Raw genomic sequence first — 20,489 nt, forward strand, 5'->3', positions numbered from 1 at the left:
AGTTTCAATTTTATCACGCAATCAGCAATGAGCAAAGGGGGTGTTCCGATACTGCTGATGCAATAACCAGAACTAGCTAAAGGTAATATGCCTGTAGGGTATAACAAAATATTTGCGGCAGTATTTGGCTTGTGTATAAATCCAATATAACTATGGTAGCAACCTTACGAAGAAGCAGGCCTGTTACACTGGACATACAGTTGCTTGCCATACAGCCTCATAACAATCTGGTAATTCAGCGGAAGGGGAAACTGCTGAACCCACACTTACCCATTTGGAACAATAAGAATGTTTGTACTACTCCGGTGGCAGTGGCTTTTGATATCGGTAACGACCGGAAGCCACAGCTGGAAGTGCAACTGGCTGTTGGCGGCAACGTAGGGCAGGGGGTGCTCGAAATATTTGCTGCCAATAGTATCTTATTGTTCCGGGGTTTGTTTAACCGCTCGCAAACCGTAATGGCTACGGCGGTTTATACACCCGAAGTACTATCGCAACTGCAGGATGATATGTTGTACCTGCAGCTTACTATGGATGATGGTACCCAGGTGCCTTTAGGTACCATACCTGTTGAAATGTATTGGATGAATATAGCTGAACTGCCGGATGCCGTTCACAGAAATGGTATTCCGGTAGAACTGCTGCAGGCCTTGTGCAGCGCTGTTACGCTGGCCAGCTATTTTCCGTCCGAAGCTGCTTATATGTATCCGGTACAGGCTATTGTACAAAGCCTGTTTAATAATCAGGGGCCGCGGTTAGATGTATATAGTGGTGCCGCCCGTTTTGTAACAGTAAATAATTTTAATAATATAACACTGCATTACCAGGCATGGCGTGCTGCACAGGCAGTTGGTGGCGCAGTAGCCAGTAGTTTTGATATAGCAGCGGTATTACAATACCTGTTATGCAGTTATGGATACCGTACTTATTACTGCCTGCTGGCGCGTACGGGGTACCTGTCGCTTACCAACCTGCTGGGCAGAGGTTTAAGCAACAACCCGTTGTATGCCGCAACAGATATGCCTGTTGTAAGCCCCGCCGCCACCGGCAGAACAGCATGGAGCAATCATAGTTTTGTATACATACCCGCCTATGGTGTAGTGGCAGATGCGGCAGTAGGCCCGCACATGGGATATGAAATGATGGGTGATTACCTTACGCAGCTGCTGGATCAGGCGTATTATAAACAGGCCGCATTGCCGGAGCCGGGTGAGCATACGGTAGAACAGTATACAGGCGTAACCAGTACAGATACCATCAGCAGTGTACACACGCTGCCTCATTTTACGCATACCGCAGCTTTTATTCAGGAAAACGATTTTTCTTTTAAAAGCTTTTGCGTACTGGCCACAAAGGCAATAGCCGGTAAATGGCCGGAGCCGGAAACCATTCCTTACCTGCGGGGTGCCTGGAATACCTTTTATACAGAACTGGTACCGGGTGCGGAGGAAGTGATGCAGCTATGGATGCTGCGGCGTGATGATGCGTTGATTACTGTAAAACTATATGTGGTAAGCGGAAATAATGAACTGGCGTATAACCGCTTTGTGGCCCAGGCAGCCCTGTCGCAAACAGAAAAGCCTGCCATGAAAGCAGATACACCGGGTATGGGGCATTTTTCTGCACACAGTGCTGTTGAAGGTGAAAACAGATATATATGGGTATACCATAATGCCGTACTGGAATTAACCAGTTCAGACACAGACCTTGACCTTAACCTGATTGCATCCTGGTATTTTGCCTGGGCCAGTAATAACCTGGCAGAAGAAGTAACGTATTGTTTGCCATCAACTGATGTTACCTGTAACGGGAACGGGGATTTTCCCGGAAAGGAGTTCGTTGTAACCTTAGATACCTCCGAAAGCACCTTGTTGCATTTTACACAAACAGGTAAAGGCGTGCGGCTCACGGGCCGCGACGCCCGACGCCTGGAGTTTGAAATAACAGCAGGTTTTCAGGCATCTCTGCAGTTACTTATTATAAATAAAGACACTTTGCTGGTAAATACCGCGCACCTGAAGCCTTCGGGCTTGTAGGGCAACTGCCGCTTTTTGTGCATATTGCAATATGAATCAGGTTGCAGCACGTTTTCAGCAGTATTGGAAAAAACATTTTAACCACCTTCCGGCAGGTAACACACATGTAATACTGGCGGTAAGTGGGGGTATAGACAGTGTGGTGCTGGCCCACCTGCTGCATACAACGGGTATCACTTTTTCGCTGGCACATGGCAACTTTGGCCTGCGTGGCGAAGAGAGTGAGCGGGATGAAGCCTTTGTGCGTAACATGGGTGTGCAGTATGGGGTAGAGGTGCATGTGCAACGTTTTGCTACTGCACAATGGACACAGCAGCAGAAAGTAAGTATACAGGAAGCTGCAAGAATATTACGTTACACATGGTTTGAACAAATATGGAGCAGGTTACCGCACGCCCCCCGTGCGGTGGCCACCGCCCACCACGCCAACGACAGCATGGAAACCCTGCTGATGAATTTTTTCAGAGGCACCGGCATCAGTGGCTTACACGGCATTCAACCGGTACAGGGGCATATCATTCGTCCTTTACTATTTGCTACCCGCCAGGAGATTAGCAGTTATGCAGTACAACACCAGCTGCAATGGGTAGAAGACTCTTCCAACGCCTCCGATAAATATACCCGTAACTATTTTCGCCTGCAACTGATTCCGGGCCTGCAACAGGTTTTTCCGGAAGTAGAAGAAAATTTATTACAGAACATAGAACGCTTTACAGAAGTGGAAATGCTGTACCGCCAGGCCGTAAGCCAGCAGCTGGAAAAACTGGTGGAACAAAAAGGGGCCGAGCAGCATATACCCATTTACAAACTGTTGAAGGCAACACCCCTGCATACCCTGTTATGGGAAATGATACGCCCGTTTCAGTTTACTGCTGCCCAAACCGAAGAAGTAAAAAAACTACTTACCACGGGCGGGCAGGGCAGCTATATTACTTCTGCCACACACCGCATTATTAAAAACAGAAACTGGCTGATTATTGCACCTGTTAAGGTAGAAGAGGCTGAGCATATTATAATAGAAGATTTTGCAGGCAACAGCCTGTTTTCGCAGGGGAGCATTCAGATGCAGTTATCTGAGCAGCCGATGGCTGAAAAAGAAATGCAGCAGCCACCACAGGTAGGTTTGTTTGATGCAGATGCTATTCAGTTTCCTTTATTACTGCGCCCCTGGAAAACGGGCGATTACTTTTACCCGCTGGGTATGCAGAAAAAGAAAAAGATCAATCGTTTTCTGATTGATCTGAAACTGTCTGCCACCGATAAAGAAAAGACATGGGTGCTGGTAATGAACGAGAAAATCATATGGGTGGTGGGCCGCCGTATTGACAACCGGTTTAAAGTAACACCCCATACCAAGCGGGTGCTGAAACTTACGTATACCGCAGCAAAGTAATGCTGCGGTATACGTAAGCTTATACCAGATGAAAATACGTACCTATCTGGTACACAAAATTGCTGAGTACATTAAAGTCCGCAACAAAGTAACCTATTACAATAAGAAAGGCCATACCGTATATAGCGCCCCATAAGTGGGCAGAATGGTCGATGCGGCTGTTTTCCTGTTTGGCCATGTACGAAGTGGCAATCAGAAACAGCGGAGCAAACAAAAAGGCAGGTATTTTAAGGAAGGGTATAAAAATGATACCCATTTTTTGTGCAGGATACAGCAGCATAAAACAGAACGAAACTGCTGAAATAGCACCAGATGCGCCCACACTGGAAAAGCCATAGTTGTCTTTATGCTTCGCATAGTTAGGCAGGTCGCAGGCCACCGCAGCCGTAAGGTACAACAGGGCATACACCAGCTTTCCGGTAACACCAAAAATGTTCATAAACGACATTTCTATCAGTTGTCCAAACATATACAAGGCATACATATTAAACGCCAGGTGCATGTAACCGCTGTGTACAAAAGCACCGGTGATAAAGCGGTACCATTGTTTGCGGTAATGAACGGCGGTAGGCACAAAAGCCAGATCGGACTTTACCTTATAATTGTTTTCTGCCGAAAGGGAAATCAATACTGTAAGAACAATAATTGCAATAGTAACAGTCATAACAACAAACCTGGTTTAGTGTAAACGTGTGTGCCGCGCAGGGCCTACATATGATGATATTTTTCGTTGCGCAAGATAGTACATGCCCGGTAAACCTGCTCTGCCAGCACCAGCCTTACCAGCATATGCGGTAATACCAGTTTAGACAGGCTCCATACAAAATTAGCACGCTTTGTAACGCTTTCATCTACCCCAAACGCACCACCAATTAAAAACACCACACGGCGGGTGCTTTCGTTGGCTTTTTGCTGTACCAGCTGCGCCAGTTCGGGCGATGACAGTTGTTTACCGCGCTCATCCAGCAGAATCAGCTGATCGTCTGGCTGCAAAGCCTGTAATATCAGCGCCGCTTCCTGCTTTTTCAGTTCCGCTTCCTGCATTACGCCTGCGTTTTTAGGCGGCGCAATAATTTGCCAGGCCACCGTAAAGTACTTGTTAATGCGGCCGGTAAAATCTTCCACGCCCTGCTTTATATATGCCTCATGGGGTTTACCCACGGAATAGAAAAAAATCTTCACCGTGGCAAGTTATACAAAAAGGCGCAACCGTCTGGTACTGTCCTGAAATGAGGATTGTTATTAAAGAATTAAAGTATATTGGCTTTTGTCATATGAAATCTATGTTTACCAAGCAATCAACCAGGCCTCTTATCAGTTGTATTTGTATGTGTATGCTGGTGCTGCAGGCCAACGCCCAGCAAAAGCCCGCCCGCCGGTTTACCCTGTTTTTTGAAAAAGTATATGTACATACCGACCGGGATTATTACACAGCCGGGGAAGATATATGGTTTAAAGCCTATTGTACCGATGCACAAACCAACCTGCCTGCACCCAACAGCGCCAATGTATATGCCGAGTTGCTATCGCCCGAAGGCGTAGTGGTAGACCGGGAAGTGCTGCACCTGCAAAACGGAGGTGCTAATGGCGATTTTAAACTGGATGAAGCCCTGCCTGCCGGCCGCTACCGTTTACGGGCCTATACCAGCTGGATGCGCAACTTTGGCAGCATGTTCTTTTTTACCAAAGACCTGTATGTAAGCAAAGGTGCAAAGGATAGCACTGCGGCTGCAAACAGCAACGTACAAACCGCGGCCACGGCAAACAACAACGCGCAAGCGGCTGCAACCTCCACTGCCGCACAATCAGATAACAGAATATTATTTTTCCCCGAAGGGGGCTCGCTGATTGCCGGTGTAAAAAGCCGCATTGCTTTTAAAGCAGAAAGTGCCGTTGGTAAAGGCATAGCGCTGAAAGGCACTGTACTTGCCGCCGATGGCAAAGCCGTAGCTGAAATACAAACCACCCATTTGGGCATGGGCAGTTTTGAACTACAGCCCCAGCCGGGTGTAGTCTATCGCTTTCAGGGCAGGCTACCTGATGGCAAACCCGTTACGGCCGATCTGCCACAGGCACTGGAGCAGGGGCTGGCCATAAAGATTACCGAAAAAGATACGCTGCTGGTAGTAGATATATTTACCAACCCCGCCACCTTACAGGCCGAAGGCCCTATGCGCGTAACCCTGGGCGGTAAACACGCCGGTAAGTTTTACCTGGAAGATACCGTTACCCTTACTCAACCCCATGCAGTAATGCAGGTAGCTAAAAGCCATTTTCCGGAAGGAGTGGCTGCGTTTACTTTATACGATGCGCGCCTGCGCCCGCAATGCGAAAGGCTGGTATATATAGAAAAAGAAGTAGCCCAGGTAACACTGCGCTTAAAAACGGATAAGCCAGAGTACAGCCCCGCAGAGCAGGCCGCCGTATACCTTACCGCCACTGCAGAAGATGGTAGCGCTGTAAAAGCACAGCTATCGCTGGCAGTAGTGGATGCTGGCATTATACCCGTAGCCACAGAAAACATAATCACCTACCTGCAACTGCAAAGTGAGCTGCGGGGCGAAATAGAACAACCGCTTGCTTATTTTAATAAAGACAATGCCCAACGGAAACAGCAGCTGGATCTGCTGCTGAGCACCCAGGGCTGGCGCGATTTTCTGTGGCGCCGTGTAAAGGATACTGCTATTGTAGTGCGCTACCTGCCCGAGCCGGGCATTACCCTCAGCGGCCATGTTAAGCAGGTATTGGGTGGTAAGCCATTGCCTAAAATGAACATTACCCTTATGGCCAATGAGGCCAGAGGCAATAAGATATACTTTACAGAAAGTGACAGCTCCGGCGCCTGGTTTCTGGATGGCCTGCCGCTGTACGGCCCGCGGCAGATAAGGCTTACCTCCCGCAACCCTTCCGGCAAGGGTGGGGGCATGCTTACTATGGATTCTGTGTTACAGGCTTCTGTACCCGTGCCGCCTTTACCGCAATACACACCCCTGTTACCAGATACCGCTGCACTGGTAAAACAGTTTACCACAGAATCACAAAAACGGCAAACGCTGCTGCGCAAACAGCAGGAAGCTGACACCCGCGAGCTGGAAGGGGTAGTGGTAAAAAACACGCCTAAAACAGCCGTGTTCAGAGATGGACATTATGTAAGCTTTGGTGGGCCCGATTCTACCTTCCGCATTACCGCAGCCGATTTTAAAGATTACGAAACACTGGAAAACTTTATACTGCACCGCATGCCGGGCGCTACGTCCAGTGCCGATACGCAGGGCGTATTTTTTATGTCGAACGGCCAGCGCATACGCCCGCGCTTTAAAGTGGATAACGTGGAAGACCTGTTTGAGCGCATTGACTTTTACAGCCTGCCTATGAACGTAATTGAACAGGTAACCATACGCCATATGCTAAGTGCACAAATGACAGATGCCTGGTTTGTATACCTTACCCTGAAACCCGAAGCCTACCAGCGCAAACAGCTGGATTTGCTGAATGTTACCATTGCCGGCTATTACGAGGCGCGGGATTTTTATGTACCCACCCCGGGGCCAAACGCTCCGCGCCAGCTGCCCCGCACCACCGTTTGGTGGCAGCCCAACGTAACTACCGGGGCGGGCAGCAAGCCGGTACGTTATCATAACCCTGGCAATAAAACCACCATACGCATTGTGGCTGAGGGTATTACAGACAAAGGAGTGCCCGTGGCCGGTGTTGTGAACTATAATATAAAATAACGCCCCGCAATACTTTTCTTTTTTGATATTTGCAGTCCTTTAAACGAAAAGTATGCGTGTAGCGATTAATGGAATGGGGCGTATTGGCCGTTTGTTGTACCGCCGCCTGGCCACCAGTAAAGAGGTGGAGCTGGTAGCGGTAAATGATATTATGGACCCGGATAACCTGGCTTATCTTATTAAGTACGATTCTATATATGGTACCTATACAGAGCCTGTTCCCGCGCCCGGCATACGTTTTCTGCAATGTGCCGATCCGCGCCAGCTGCCCTGGAAAGAGCTGGAAGTGGATATAGTACTGGAATGTACCGGCGTATTTGCCAGCGAAGCAGGCGCAGCATTGCACCGCGAGGCAGGGGCTAAAAAAGTAATGCTGTCCAGCACCGGCCCCGAAGGCGTACCGCTGCTTATTTACGGGTTTAACCAGCACCTGCTTACGGCAGATAGCACGCTGTTTTCGCCCGGTGGCTGCATGACCAACTGTTCTACCCATATTTTATATATCCTCAATGCTATCGGCATAGAATCTGTACAGATTAATATGCTGCACAGCTATACCTCCCGCCAGGAACTGGTAGACGGGCCGCACAAAAGCCTGCGCCGGGGCCGGGCCGCAGCGGAATCTATTATTCCGTTTGAGGTAGATCTGTATCAGTCGCTGGAGCGTTTATTCCCCAACCTGGAAGGTAAAATAGCCACCCTTTCTACCAGAATGCCGGTGGCCAACGGCGCCATGGGCGATTTTACCGTGCAAATGAAGGATGATGTAACCGTAGCGCAGATTAACCGGATGTTTAAAAAAGCGGCCGAAACGGAATACGATGGGGTACTGGAATACACTACCGACCCGCTGGTGTCGCTGGATATTAAAGGAAATACCCATTCCTGTATTGTGGATGGCACCCTTACTTCGGTGGTAGGCAGGCAGTTAAAGCTGATTGTGTGGTTCGACAACGAATTTGGGTACACCAGCCGCATGATTGACTGGCTGTTTCATTGGGTACAATTGGGGAAATAACCGCAGATTTTTGCTTATTTTGCTAAACAAGTTAACATTTAACAGAGATATATGATCAAATTACAAGTGATAGGAAACCTGGGTAAGGATTGCGTATTGAATAATGTGAACGGCAAAAACGTAATCAATTTCAGTGTGGCTCATACTGAAAAGTTCAGGGATGCTACCGGTAATATGAAAGATAGAACCATCTGGGTAGAGTGTGCTTACTGGACTGACAGAACCGGTATTGCGCCTTACCTGAAGAGAGGCACCTCCGTATACGTGGAAGGAAACCCCGAGGTACGTACTTACCAAACCAACGATGGCCGTCAGGGTGCCAGCCTTACAATGCGTGTAGTAAGCGTGCAGTTACTGGGCGGTAACCGTTCAGACGGCGCAGAAGGCGGTGGCGGCGGTGGTTACAGCCAGCAGGGCGGTGGCAATAACTACGGCGGTGGTAACAATTACAACTCACCAGCCAACACAGCACCAGCTGGCGGCGGCAGTGATATAACAGAACCTTTGGATGATCTTCCGTTTTAAGCATGGAAAAAATATATTCTTACAACCGGCTGTACGATTTTACAGCCGGTGTATTTACCAGAATAGGTTGTAGTGCCAGTGATGCAGCGCTTGCTGCAAAAGTTTTATTAAGCGCCGATGTGCGCGGTGTAGACAGCCACGGTGTGGCAAGACTAAGCGGATATGTACGCTTATGGGAAGCCGGCCGTATCAATGCAACTCCCAACATTCAGATAGTACACGAAACGCCTTCCACAGCAGTAGTTGATGGTGATGCGGGCCTGGGCCTGGTAGTAGCGCCCTTTGCCATGCAGGTAGCCATTGATAAGGCTAAGATTGCCGGTACCGGATGGGTGGCGGTGCGTAACAGCAACCACTACGGTATTGCAGGTTATCATGCTATGATGGCGCTGGAAAACGATATGATAGGGATGGCTATGACCAATGCCAGCGCATTGGTAGCGCCCACCTTCAGCGTAGAAAAAATGCTGGGTACCAACCCCATTGCGGTGGCTATACCTGCCAGAGAGCAACCGCCGTTTGTGGCTGACTTTGCCACTACTACTGCCGCCAACGGCAAGCTGGAAATATTGCAGCGTAAAAATGCCGATGCGCCGTTAGGCTGGGTACAGGATAAAACAGGCCATGCCAGCCACAATGCCAACGAATTAAAACAAGGCGGCTCTTTACTGCCCCTGGGTAGCGACCGCGAGCATGGCAGCCATAAAGGCTATGCCCTGGGTAGTATTGTAGATATTTTTTCTGCCGTGCTCAGCGGTGCCAGCTACGGCCCCTGGGCGCCTCCTTTTCCTGCCTATGTACCTATGCCGGAGAATATGCCCGGCCAGGGCCTGGGGCATTTCTTTGGCGCTATGCGCGTAGATGCCTTCCGCCCGGCAGACGAGTTTAAGGAACATATGGATAACTGGATTTCCCGCTTCCGTAAGGCTAAACCTTCCGAAGGGTACGAGAAAGTATTGATACCCGGCGATCCGGAAAGGGAAATGGAAGCCGCACGTATGAAAGACGGTATTCCTGTGGTAGCTGCCGTAACAGAAGATTTACAGCAATTGGCACAGAAGTTCGCAATTGCGCTTTAACTTCGGCAACCTTTACAAAAAGTCATTCAAATATCAGTAGGTCATAGAGTCAAGTGGTCTGAACTGGAATTAAATACTCCTCAGCGATGAAAATTATGAAGTTTGGCGGCACCAGTGTTGGTAAGCCGGAACGTATGCACCAGGTAGCGCAGCTGATTACGAAAGACAGCGATGCTAAAATAGTGGTGTTAAGTGCTTTAAGCGGAACTACCAATGCATTGGTAGCGATTAGTGATGCAATTGCCGGCGGCGACCGCGAAGCTGCCAAACGAAAGATTGACGAACTGGAAGCGCATTACCGCAAGTTTATTCCCGATCTGGTTATAAAGGAAGACGCAAGGGCTAAAGCCGGTGCCATTGTTACCGAGCATTTTGAATTTCTGAATATCATTCTCCGCATCTCTTTCAGCGAAGCGCTGAATAAAGACATACTGGCACAAGGTGAATTAATGAGCACCAAACTGTTTAGTGTATACCTGGAAGAGCAGGGTATTGACCACCTGCTGCTGCCTGCACTGGAGTTTATGAGCATTGATGGCAACGAAGAGCCTAACCTGCCCGCTATCTCTAATAAACTGGCACAACTGCTGAAACAGCATAGCAATAAAAAAATGTTCATTACCCAGGGTTATATCTGCCGCAACGCACGCGGTGAGGTAGATAACCTGAAAAGAGGGGGTAGTGATTATACCGCATCGCTGATTGCTGCTGCTGCCAATGCTACTGTTTGTGAAATATGGACAGACATTGACGGTATGCACAACAACGACCCGCGTATTGTAAACAAAACCCTGCCTATTGAGCAGTTGAGTTTTGATGAGGCTGCGGAGCTGGCTTACTTTGGTGCTAAAATTCTGCACCCTACCTGTATCTGGCCTGCACAACTGAACAACGTACCTGTAAAGCTGCTGAACACTATGCAGCCCGAAGCTAAGGGTACCACCATACAGGAAGAAGCCGGTACCGTAGGCGTTAAAGCCGTAGCCGCCAAAGATGGCATTATTGCTATTAAAATAAAAAGCAGCCGTATGCTGCTGGCGTATGGCTTTTTAAGAAAGGTGTTTGAGGTATTTGAAAAATACAAAACACCTATTGATATGATTACTACTTCGGAAGTAGCTGTATCGGTAACTATTGATACCGATGCACACCTGGATCATATTATAAAAGAACTGGAACCCTTTGGCCATGTAGAGGTAGAAAAAGAGCAATCTATCGTTTCTATTGTAGGTAACGAAATTGCACAAACACCCGATGTGCTGAAGCGTTTATTTGATACCCTCAGCACCATACCTGTTACCATGGTAAGCTATGGTGGCAGTGCACACAACATTTCGTTGCTGGTGCCCAGTGAGCACAGAACAAAAACCCTGCAGTTGTTAAACGCAGGCATCTTTGGATTGTAATAGTATTACATACCTTATAGTAAAGCGGCTGTATCCTGTATACAGCCGCTTTTTTTATGGCCATAAGTAGTGTGTATTAGTCATGAAGATCAATACACTTCATCGGAGTTTAGTCTATTAAAATGTGCTTATAACAGGACGGTGCAGGATAATTAGTTTTCACATCCCTTTAACTTAGTACAAGCGTAAACAACATTTGCTATATGAATCTGCTAAAAGCTTTTAAAGGCAGCAGCCGTGCTCTGCTGCTATTCAGCCTCCTCATGTTTGTCCGGGCAGCACTCCAGGCTCAGGATTCCAGCTCAGTTAAAAAGATAACCGTAACAGGTAAAGTAAATGATGAAGCAGGTAAGCCGCTGGCAGGCATATCCATCCAGATAAAGGATGGCGCCACAGTGGGTATTACGGATGCAGAAGGTAGCTTCCGTGCATCGGTACCAGGCAATGCAGTACTGGTATTTTCTTTTGTAGGCTACAACAATGTGGAGCAGCCGGTAAATGGAAGAAGCGCTATTAATGTGGTGCTTCAGTCATCCACCAAAGCCCTGAACGATGTAATTGTGGTAGGCTACGGATCGCAGAAGAAGAAAGACCTTACAGGGGCAGTGGCCACTTTTGATACCAAAGCCCTGGAAGAGAAACCCGTAGCCCGTATTGATCAGGCTATGATTGGCCAGATGGCGGGTGTACAGGTAAGGCAGCAAACGGGTATGCCCGGTGCAGGCCTGAGTATTCAGGTGCGTGGTGCCGGTTCTATTGGTGCGGGCAACGAGCCTTTGTATGTGGTAGATGGTTTTCCGCTGGATGTGGCCAGCCAGAGCAGTTCCGGTGGTTTTACCGGTAACCCGCTCAATAACCTTAACCCAAACGATATTGAAAGTATACAGGTGTTAAAAGATGCGGCAGCAGGCGCTATTTACGGCTCCCGCGCGGCAAACGGTGTGGTAATTATTACTACCAAACGTGGTAAAGTTGGTAAGGCAAGGTTTGCTATTAACGCCAACACCGGTATTAGTAAAGTAGCTAAAAAGTTAGATGTGTTAAGTGCTGAAGAGTGGATAGGGCAGGCTACCGAAGTAATTAACAACGCCTGGGTTAAATCAGGCACCGGCAGAACAGCCGGGCAAACCAACGCAGAACGCAGAGCCATACTGGGTTTGAACGCCAACCAGCGCAACATTACTTTAATGCCGGATGACAGATGGACCATGCCCGGCCACCCCGGCCTTACGTATGTTGACTGGCAGGATGAAGTATTCCGCAATGCATTGTTTCAGAACTACGAAGTATCTGCCAGCGGTGGCAGCGAGTTTGCCAGATACTTTGTATCCGGCGGTTTTCTCAATCAGGATGGTACTTTGTTAAACTCTGGTTACCGCAACTATTCTACCAGAGCCAATATAGAAGTAAACGCCAGCAAGAAACTGAAGTTTGGTTTAAACCTGGCACCTACCTACTCAGTTACCAAAAGCCCCGGTGCAGAAGGTAAAGACAACCAGCTGATGAAGATTTATAACATGACGCCTATTGTGGAAGACTCAGCAGGCCTGCTTTCCGGCGCCGGTAAAAATGCGGTATACCAGTATGCCAGCTCCAGCGTAAGCCCGGTTGCTTATCTCAACAATACCATTAATGATATTAAAACCACCCGTTTGTTATTCAGTATTTATGGCGAATATGAAATACTGAACGGGCTGGCATTCCGCTCATCGTTTAACTACGATGATAACAGCCAGAATTCAAAAAGATATATTTCTGATTATGTAGCGGGTAACATATCTAACTATCTTAACAACCCTGGCAGATCAGCTTCTGCTACTTACAGCGGTTTTAAAAAGCAGAACATTGTTAACGAAAATACATTAACCTACAACCACATCTTCAACGGCAATCACAACGTGAATGCAGTAGCCGGTATGAGTTATGGTTATGTACACTACGAAACATTTACCCTCAGTTCTTCGGGCGGTTTATCCAATTCTATTGTAACTACATTAAACAACGCAGCTACGGTTACCGGTAACACTACCGAAAGTAACAACGCCATGATGTCTTACTACGCCAGAGGCCAGTACAACTACGATGGTAAGTATCTGTTCTCTGCTACCGTGCGCCGCGATGCTTCTTCGCGCTTTGGGGTAGACAGCCGCTGGGGCACCTTCCCATCTGCTTCCGTAGGCTGGCGTATTTCTCAGGAAGATTTTATGAGAAACCTCACCTTCCTGAACGATTTAAAGCTGCGTGCAAGCTGGGGTAAATCGGGCAACAACAACATTGGCGATTATGCGGCAGTGCCTACACTGTCTGCCACCAGCTATACCTTTGGTGGTGCACTGGCACCCGGTCAGAGACCTTCCGGTATACCTAACAAACTGCTGGCATGGGAAACCTCTAACACCTACGATGTAGGTTTAGATGCGAGCCTGTTTAACAACCGCGTTAACATTACGGCCGATGCGTATATTAAAAAGAATACCAACCTGCTGCTGAACGTGCCGGTACCGGGTTCTGTAGGTTTCAACACCGTACTGCGTAACATTGGTGCGGTAGAAAACAGAGGCTTAGAGTTTACGGTAAATACCAATAACCTGAAAGGAACTGCTTTACAGTGGACTACCTCTGCCAACATTGCCTTTAACAGCAACAAGGTAAAAGCTTTAGGCCCTGATGGTGCACCGGTAAACGTTAGCACCGGCTATGGTGGTAACCCGCCGTTTTTGTTACAGCTGGGTATGCCTATGTACAGCTACTACCTGATACAGACAGATGGTATTTTAACAGCAAAAGATATTGCAGACCCTAACGTAGCTAAGTTAAGCGGACAAACCGTAGGTGACACCAAATACGTAGATGCGCATAAAGATGGTATTATTGATGCACAGGACCGCCAACTGAGTGGCAGACCCACGCCTAAGTACACCTGGGGCCTGAACAACAACTTTAAGTATAAAGACTGGGATTTAGGTATTCAGGTATACGGACAAATGGGCGGCCAAACGCTGAGCCTGCTGGCCCGTGCTATTGACAACCCTGCCAATGGTAAAAACACCACACTGGGCGTATGGCGCGACAGATGGACAGAAAGCAACCAGAACTTCAATGCCCCCAGAGGTAAGATAGGCCTGGGTTACACCATTCCTTACTTTACTACAGACTGGTTGTACTCATCTGACTTTATCCGCGTGCAGAACATTACACTGGGATACAATATGAAAAGTCTGATACATACCAGTGCCCTGTCAACCGCACGTTTATATGTATCGCTGCAAAACTTTTTCGGACATGATAAGTACAAAGGCGGTGTAAACCCCGAAGCGCAGAACACCAACCTGAGTGGCCAGAGCAGCTACCCTTTACCGGGCGATTATGGTGCTATGCCACTGAGCAAAACTGTTACGCTGGGTGTAAACGTATCTTTTTAATTATTTAGACTTATTTGTATGAAACGTAGAATATATATAGCTGCCGGGCTGGTGTTAAGCATAATGGCATCCTGCACCAAACAGCTGGATCAGGTACCTGTTTCAAATGTTACTGTAGAAAACTTCTATAATTCTGCCAACGATTTTCAGGCAGGTGTAAACTCCATATACTCCAACCTGCGCGGTTATCCTGATAACCAGCTGTGGATGGGCGAGATGCGGAGCGATAACGTGGCTGCTACCTCTGATGGTAACCGCGACTGGCAGGGTATTAACGATTTTTCGCCCAACCTTACCACCACTGCTTTTATAGTGGGTGCGTATAATAACAACTTCAACGGTATTTACAATGCCAATACCGTGTTAAGCGCGCTGGCTACCAAAGGCAGTGTAGTAACAGATGCCAACCTGCGTAACCGCTTTGCAGCAGAAGCCCGTTTTTTGCGTGCCTTCTATTATTTTGATCTGGTACGCTTTTACGGCAAGCTGCCTATCATAGATACGGTAAGAACCTATACAGAAGCGTTATCTATTGGCAGAAGCGATGTAACCGATGTATACAAACTCATCATCAGCGATCTGGAATTTGCCGCCGCCAACCTGCCGGCTACCTTTACCGGTACTGATTTAGGCAGGGCTACCTCCGGTGCTGCTAAAACGCTGCTGGGCCTGGTGTACCTTACCCGTTCCGGTCCGGTATATGCAGGTACAGATGGCCCTACACTGGCCAGTAACGAATACAGCAAAGCGTTGAGCCTGTTTAATGAAGTGCTGGGCAGCGGCAACTATACTTTTGGTACCAGCTACCCCAACATATTCTCTTATACCAACGAGAACAATAAAGAGGTGATTTTTGATGTGCAGTATGTAAGCGGCAGTTCTACCTACGGCGCTACCTTCCCCAGCATGCTGGTGCCTCCGGCTTATTTTACAGGCCTGGGCCTGGGTGGCTATGGTAACGGTTATGGTACCTGTGCTTTTAATATTCCGGGCGATTTATTTGCCTCTTATACCAGCACTACCGGTGGCGCTGTTGATACCAGAGATACCTTTAATATCCAGCGTAAATTCAGGCTGGCTACGGGTGCCGATACTACCAATGATTATACCCGCCCGTTCATCAAAAAATACATTAATACCGGCAGGGTAGGTGCCAGCTATACCGATTGGCCTATCAACTTTATAGTAATGCGCTATACCGATGTAATGATGATGAAAGCAGAATGTATTCTGCATGGCGCACCAGGTACACAAACCACGGTTGACTCTATTGTAAATGCCGTACGTAAAAGAGCAGGTGTACAAACCACTTTAACAAACGTTACCCTGGCGCAGCTGATGGAAGAAAGAAGACGCGAGTTTTTAGGCGAAGGCCTGCGCTGGAACGATCTGGTAAGGGAAGGCATGGCCGTTACCACCATGAACGCATGGCGCACTGCCAACAACCTAACTGCTGTGAAGGAAGTGGTGCCTAACTATGTAATTTATCCTATTCCACAGGCCGAAATTCTGGTTAAACCCAACCTGTATAAACAAAATGCTGGTTACTACTAGCAGTTAACATACATACACACAATCAGACAGGTTCCTCCGGCAAAGCGTAACAGCCCTACCGGGGGAACTGTCATTTTTACCGGAACCTTTCCAATGCCGTTCCTTCGGTGTGGGTTCGCCACGGGTTCGCTTCCCCTTCGCTCAGCTGGCTGGTATACAATTTACTGCGGATGACAAAGTGACGGAGATGTAAAAATAATTGGCTGAAAGCCTTACTGCTGGCTGCATGGCAGGCAGGAATGCAGTGTTTATAAGGTTTGTAGCCCTGATTATGTTGATTACCCCCGGATTATTGTCGATTACCCCTCCAATAATGTCGATTACCCCTTTTGTTACCCCGATGGCCTTTCCACAATAGTATTATTGCATTAACCCGCCGGTGTTGCTACCGATTTTGACCAGCAGGTATCCACACCACTGGCACTCAAAAGCAACCCGGCAGGGCGTAGCAGTTCTTTGACATATTCGATTGGAAAATAACAGTAAAGCGTACAGTGTTTGTATTAAAAGCGAACACCCGTAACCGCTGCGGTGTGCTGTTAGTTGTTGATTATCAATAGAAATGTATAGTGGCATTATTGTTAATAGTTTTACCGGCGGTTCGTATACGATAAATTAAACTGTATTATGCTTATTCGCAACCATCTGAAAGTAGCGTTGAGAAACCTTTGGAAAAGCCGGGGTTTTTCAGCCATTAATATTGCAGGTCTGGCCCTGGGGCTTGCCTGTAGTGTACTCATTTTTCTATGGATAAGTGATGAAAAGAGTATTGACGGTTTTCATGCCCATAGCAACCGCCTGTATCAGGTATACGAAAGGCAGTATTACGATGGAAAAATAAACGGGCAGTTTTATACGCCTGCACCAATGGCGGAGGAACTGAAAAAGAACATTCCGGAAATAGAACTGGCCTGTTCTTACGGCTGGGCTATGCCGCATAATTTTTCTGTAGGCACTAAAGTGGTAAAGCAATCCGGAACAGGAGCGGGTAGGGCTTTCTTTTCTATATTCAGTTATCCGCTGGCGGCCGGTAGTGCAAAGGATGCGTTGAGTACACCGGAGAGTATAGCTGTTTCGCGTTCTATGGCAGTAAGCCTGTTTGGCAGCCCGGAAGCAGCGATAAACCAAACCGTACGGTACGAGAATAACCGGGATTTTATAGTAAAGGCTGTATTTGAAGATATCACCGCAAAGTCATCCACGCAGTTTGATTTTTTGTTTAGCTGGGAGGCATTTATACAGATGAATCCGTGGCTGGACGATTGGGCTAATAATGCGCCCCTTACCTATGTAGTGCTGAGAGAAGACGCGGATAAGCATGCTACAGAAGCCAAAATAAAAGGGTTTATTGAAAGGTATGAAGATGACAGGGCAAGCGGCTTTCATGTAGAGCTGGGGTTAACGTTGTTTAAAGATGTGTACCTGAACTCGCATTTTGAGAATGGGGTAATTACCGGTGGCAGATCTGAGTATGTGCATCTGTTTAGTCTGGTAGCCATTTTTATTCTGGCCATAGCCTGTATTAATTTTATGAACCTTACCACTGCCCGCTCTGTAAAGCGGGCCAAAGAAGTAGGGGTACGTAAAGTAGTAGGTGCGGGGCGCAGCAGCCTTATTGCACAATTTATAGGTGAGGCGGTGCTGATTGCTTTTTTTGCTGCTTTGCTATCGCTGTTACTGGTAGCATTGGCGTTACCCTTCTTTAATCAGGTTACGGGTAAGCACATGCTGCTGCCTTTTAACAATGGCAGGTTCTGGGGTATTATGCTGTTGTTAACCGCTGTTACCGGCCTTATTTCAGGTAGCTACCCGGCGTTGTTTCTTTCCAGGTTTAACCCGGTACGTATACTTAAAGGTGGTTCTGTAAAAGCGGGGCCTGCGGCTTTATGGCTGCGGAAATCGCTGGTGGTATTTCAGTTTGTATTGTCTATCATTCTCATTATATCCACCATTCTTATTTCCCGCCAGGTAAGTTATGTGCAACAGGCTAATCTGGGGTACGACAGGGAAAACCTGGTATACATACCGCTGGATAACCTGCGCGTGGTAGATAAAATACCAGCTTTTACTACAGAGGCAACCCGCATAAGTGGTGTGGTAAAAATTACAGAAGTGAACCAGTCGCCCACCAATGTTGATAACAAAACCATGGGTGTTAAATGGCCGGGAAAAGACCCTAAGGCTAAAATAGAGTTTGCAGCCATGGCTATTGGCTACGGCTATCTGGAAACTATGAAGCTGCAACTGATAAGCGGGCGCGACTTTTCCAAAGCGTATGCAGATTCTGCCAGTTATATTGTTACAGAAGCAGCTGCCAAACGTATAGGTTATAAAGATCCGGTTGGACAGCCGCTAACCTTCTGGGGCAAGGAGGGGCGTATTGTAGGGGTAGTGAAAGACTTTCACTTTCAGTCGCTGCACGAAAATATCCGCCCGCTTATTTTCAGGTTAACGAGCCGTGACAACACCACTATGCTGGTAGTGCGTGTGGCGCCGCATCAAACACAGGCAGTAATAACACAGCTGAAAAAGGTATGGGATAACATAAACCCCATGGTACCCTTTTCTTATCAGTTTGCCAGTGAGGAATATAACCAACTGTACAAAAGTGAAGCGGTGATAAAAAGCCTTTCAGAAGTATTTGCCGGTTTAGCCATTGCCATTTCCTGCCTGGGGCTGCTGGGCCTGTCTATGTTTACCGCAGAGCAGCGGGTAAAAGAGTTTGGCGTGCGCAAGGTGCTGGGGGCTGGCTTTATTACGTTGTGCAGATTGTTATCGTTGAATTTTCTGGTGCTGGTGGGTATTGCCTTTGCCATTGCTGCGCCGGTGGCCTGGTGGGCCATGCATGTATGGCTGAAGAACTATGCTTATCATACCAATATCAGCTGGACGGTTTTTGCCCTTGCAGGCATACTGGCTATAGTGGTAGCACAAATCACCATCTTCTTTCAGGCCGTAAAGGTAGCAAGAGCCAATCCTTTACAAAGTTTGAAGGCAGAATAATACCGCAATGTTTTTCGCGTTTATATAACGAAGGGCTATTTATATGGCCCTTCACTTTTTTATTGCCGTGAACCGAATTTGTCTATATTTAGTGCATAAGAAATGTGTCTATGTTTCGAGCAGGAGTAGTGCTGTTAGTTTGTTTTTTATCCCCTTTATTCTTAAAAGCCCAGGTAGTATACCGTGGAACCGTTTCTGACAAAGAATCGGGCAGGCCTGTACAGGCAGCCAGCGTTTTCTTCAGCAATACTTCTTACGGAGCCACATCCAAAGCAGATGGCAGTTTCAGATTGAATTTACCCGCACGCGGCGTTTACGATATGGTAGTGGCCGTGGTAGGTTATGAAACTTTTACCCTGCATGTAACCCCTGCCACCCCTGATACCATACGGGTACAGCTGCAGCCGAAAGTAAAGGAACTGGAAGCCATAGTGCTGCAGTCTTTTGAAAAGGATGGCTGGAAGAAATGGGGTAAAACGTTTTCAGAGTCGTTTCTGGGCCGCACGGGCAATGCCCTGGATTGTGAAATTGTAAATTACCAGGATATCCGCTTCCGGTACGATAATGCAAAGCGCGAACTGATAGCCATTGCGTACAAGCCGCTGATTATACAAAACAGAGCCCTGGGGTATACCATACAATACCAGATGGAGCAGTTTAGCTTTAACTTCCGGCAGGGGTATCTGCTGTACACCGGTTACCCGTTGTTTGAAGAAATGCAGAGCAGCGACAGGCAGATGAAGAAATGGGCCAGAAAAAGGGAGCAGGCGTACTGGGGATCGCTGATGCACTTTATGCGCAGCCTGTATGGGAAGCGCCTGCTGGAAAACAACTTTCGCATGTACCGCATGAGCCTGGTACCCAATGAGGAAAAGCAGCGGATAAAGCCGTTATACAAACAGATTCAGTTTACACCCGATGGTAAACCGGTAACGGTAAGCTACGACTCGGTATTTTACTACAATCAGATACTGAAACAATCAGACGAGCTGGAAATGGTAGAGCAGACGGCGCTGTCTGCCGATTCTGTATCGTACCCGATAGACGGGGCTACCATAGGAATGAAGTTTGACGAGTACCTGAAAGTAGAATACACGGTGAAGAAAGGAGCTGCTTTTGCTGAGCAGATGAGTGGTACTACACAATGGAGGGCCAACCCTACCTCTAATATTAAGCTGATGAACAACGAGCCGCTGCGCGTAAACAGCAATGGGGCCTTTTACAACCCCATTAATCTGGTTACCTCCGGCTACTGGAGCCAGAGCGAAAAAATGGCTAATATGTTACCGTTCGATTATCAGTCCAGCTATAAGTAAGCC

Annotated in this window: 13 protein-coding genes; 11 read left to right on the forward strand and 2 right to left on the reverse strand. The window is 47.6% G+C overall.

Annotation, left to right across the window (positions count from 1 at the left end; translation table 11 throughout):
• The first annotated feature begins 152 nt into the window (after positions 1-152).
• Positions 153-2,036 carry a hypothetical protein gene (locus tag IEY13_RS01815; RefSeq protein ID WP_188950107.1) on the forward strand — a complete coding sequence of 628 codons (1,884 nt, stop codon included), beginning with the start codon at positions 153-155 and terminating at the stop codon, positions 2,034-2,036.
• 31 nt (positions 2,037-2,067) lie between these two features.
• Positions 2,068-3,429 (forward strand): tRNA lysidine(34) synthetase TilS, encoded by a 1,362-nt coding sequence (tilS, locus tag IEY13_RS01820; RefSeq protein WP_188950109.1) that lies wholly within the window; start codon positions 2,068-2,070, stop codon positions 3,427-3,429.
• Between the two features lie 19 nt (positions 3,430-3,448).
• Here tilS and IEY13_RS01825 read toward each other — a convergent pair whose 3' ends face one another.
• Entirely contained in the window at positions 3,449-4,093 is a 645-nt protein-coding gene (locus IEY13_RS01825; RefSeq protein ID WP_188950111.1) for a rhomboid family intramembrane serine protease, read from the reverse strand.
• Between the two features lie 44 nt (positions 4,094-4,137).
• The gene (locus IEY13_RS01830) at positions 4,138-4,611 is read right to left on the reverse strand and encodes a 23S rRNA (pseudouridine(1915)-N(3))-methyltransferase RlmH (protein WP_188950113.1); all 474 of its coding nucleotides are present in this window, start codon (positions 4,609-4,611) and stop codon (positions 4,138-4,140) included.
• 101 nt (positions 4,612-4,712) lie between these two features.
• Here IEY13_RS01830 and IEY13_RS01835 point away from each other — a divergent pair, with 101 nt between their 5' ends.
• From IEY13_RS01835 to IEY13_RS01875, 9 genes are all read left to right on the forward strand, one after another.
• Positions 4,713-7,163: an MG2 domain-containing protein gene (locus IEY13_RS01835; protein ID WP_188950115.1), complete on the forward strand. Its 2,451-nt coding sequence runs from the start codon at positions 4,713-4,715 to the stop codon at positions 7,161-7,163.
• A 52-nt stretch (positions 7,164-7,215) separates the two neighbouring features.
• A complete protein-coding gene (locus tag IEY13_RS01840; protein WP_188950117.1) occupies positions 7,216-8,181 on the forward strand; it encodes a type I glyceraldehyde-3-phosphate dehydrogenase in 966 nt (321 codons plus the stop codon).
• A 51-nt stretch (positions 8,182-8,232) separates the two neighbouring features.
• Positions 8,233-8,706: a single-stranded DNA-binding protein gene (locus IEY13_RS01845; RefSeq protein ID WP_188950119.1), complete on the forward strand. Its 474-nt coding sequence runs from the start codon at positions 8,233-8,235 to the stop codon at positions 8,704-8,706.
• Between the two features lie 2 nt (positions 8,707-8,708).
• A complete protein-coding gene (locus tag IEY13_RS01850; RefSeq protein ID WP_188950121.1) occupies positions 8,709-9,785 on the forward strand; it encodes an Ldh family oxidoreductase in 1,077 nt (358 codons plus the stop codon).
• An 86-nt stretch (positions 9,786-9,871) separates the two neighbouring features.
• On the forward strand, positions 9,872-11,191 hold the full coding sequence (locus tag IEY13_RS01855; RefSeq protein WP_188950122.1) for an aspartate kinase: 1,320 nt from the start codon (positions 9,872-9,874) through the stop codon (positions 11,189-11,191).
• A gap of 203 nt (positions 11,192-11,394) precedes the next feature.
• Positions 11,395-14,613, forward strand: coding sequence for a SusC/RagA family TonB-linked outer membrane protein (locus IEY13_RS01860; protein WP_188950124.1), 3,219 nt, complete (start codon positions 11,395-11,397; stop codon positions 14,611-14,613).
• Positions 14,614-14,631: 18 nt separating this feature from the next.
• The gene (locus IEY13_RS01865) at positions 14,632-16,167 is read left to right on the forward strand and encodes a RagB/SusD family nutrient uptake outer membrane protein (RefSeq protein ID WP_188950126.1); all 1,536 of its coding nucleotides are present in this window, start codon (positions 14,632-14,634) and stop codon (positions 16,165-16,167) included.
• 627 nt (positions 16,168-16,794) lie between these two features.
• Complete coding sequence (locus IEY13_RS01870) at positions 16,795-19,170, forward strand: ABC transporter permease (RefSeq protein WP_188950128.1); 2,376 nt, start codon at positions 16,795-16,797, stop codon at positions 19,168-19,170.
• Between the two features lie 110 nt (positions 19,171-19,280).
• Positions 19,281-20,486 carry a carboxypeptidase-like regulatory domain-containing protein gene (locus IEY13_RS01875; RefSeq protein WP_188950130.1) on the forward strand — a complete coding sequence of 402 codons (1,206 nt, stop codon included), beginning with the start codon at positions 19,281-19,283 and terminating at the stop codon, positions 20,484-20,486.
• The last annotated feature ends 3 nt before the right edge of the window (positions 20,487-20,489 follow it).

It is taken from the genome of Filimonas zeae, assembly GCF_014641615.1.
Lineage (GTDB): Bacteria > Bacteroidota > Bacteroidia > Chitinophagales > Chitinophagaceae > Filimonas > Filimonas zeae.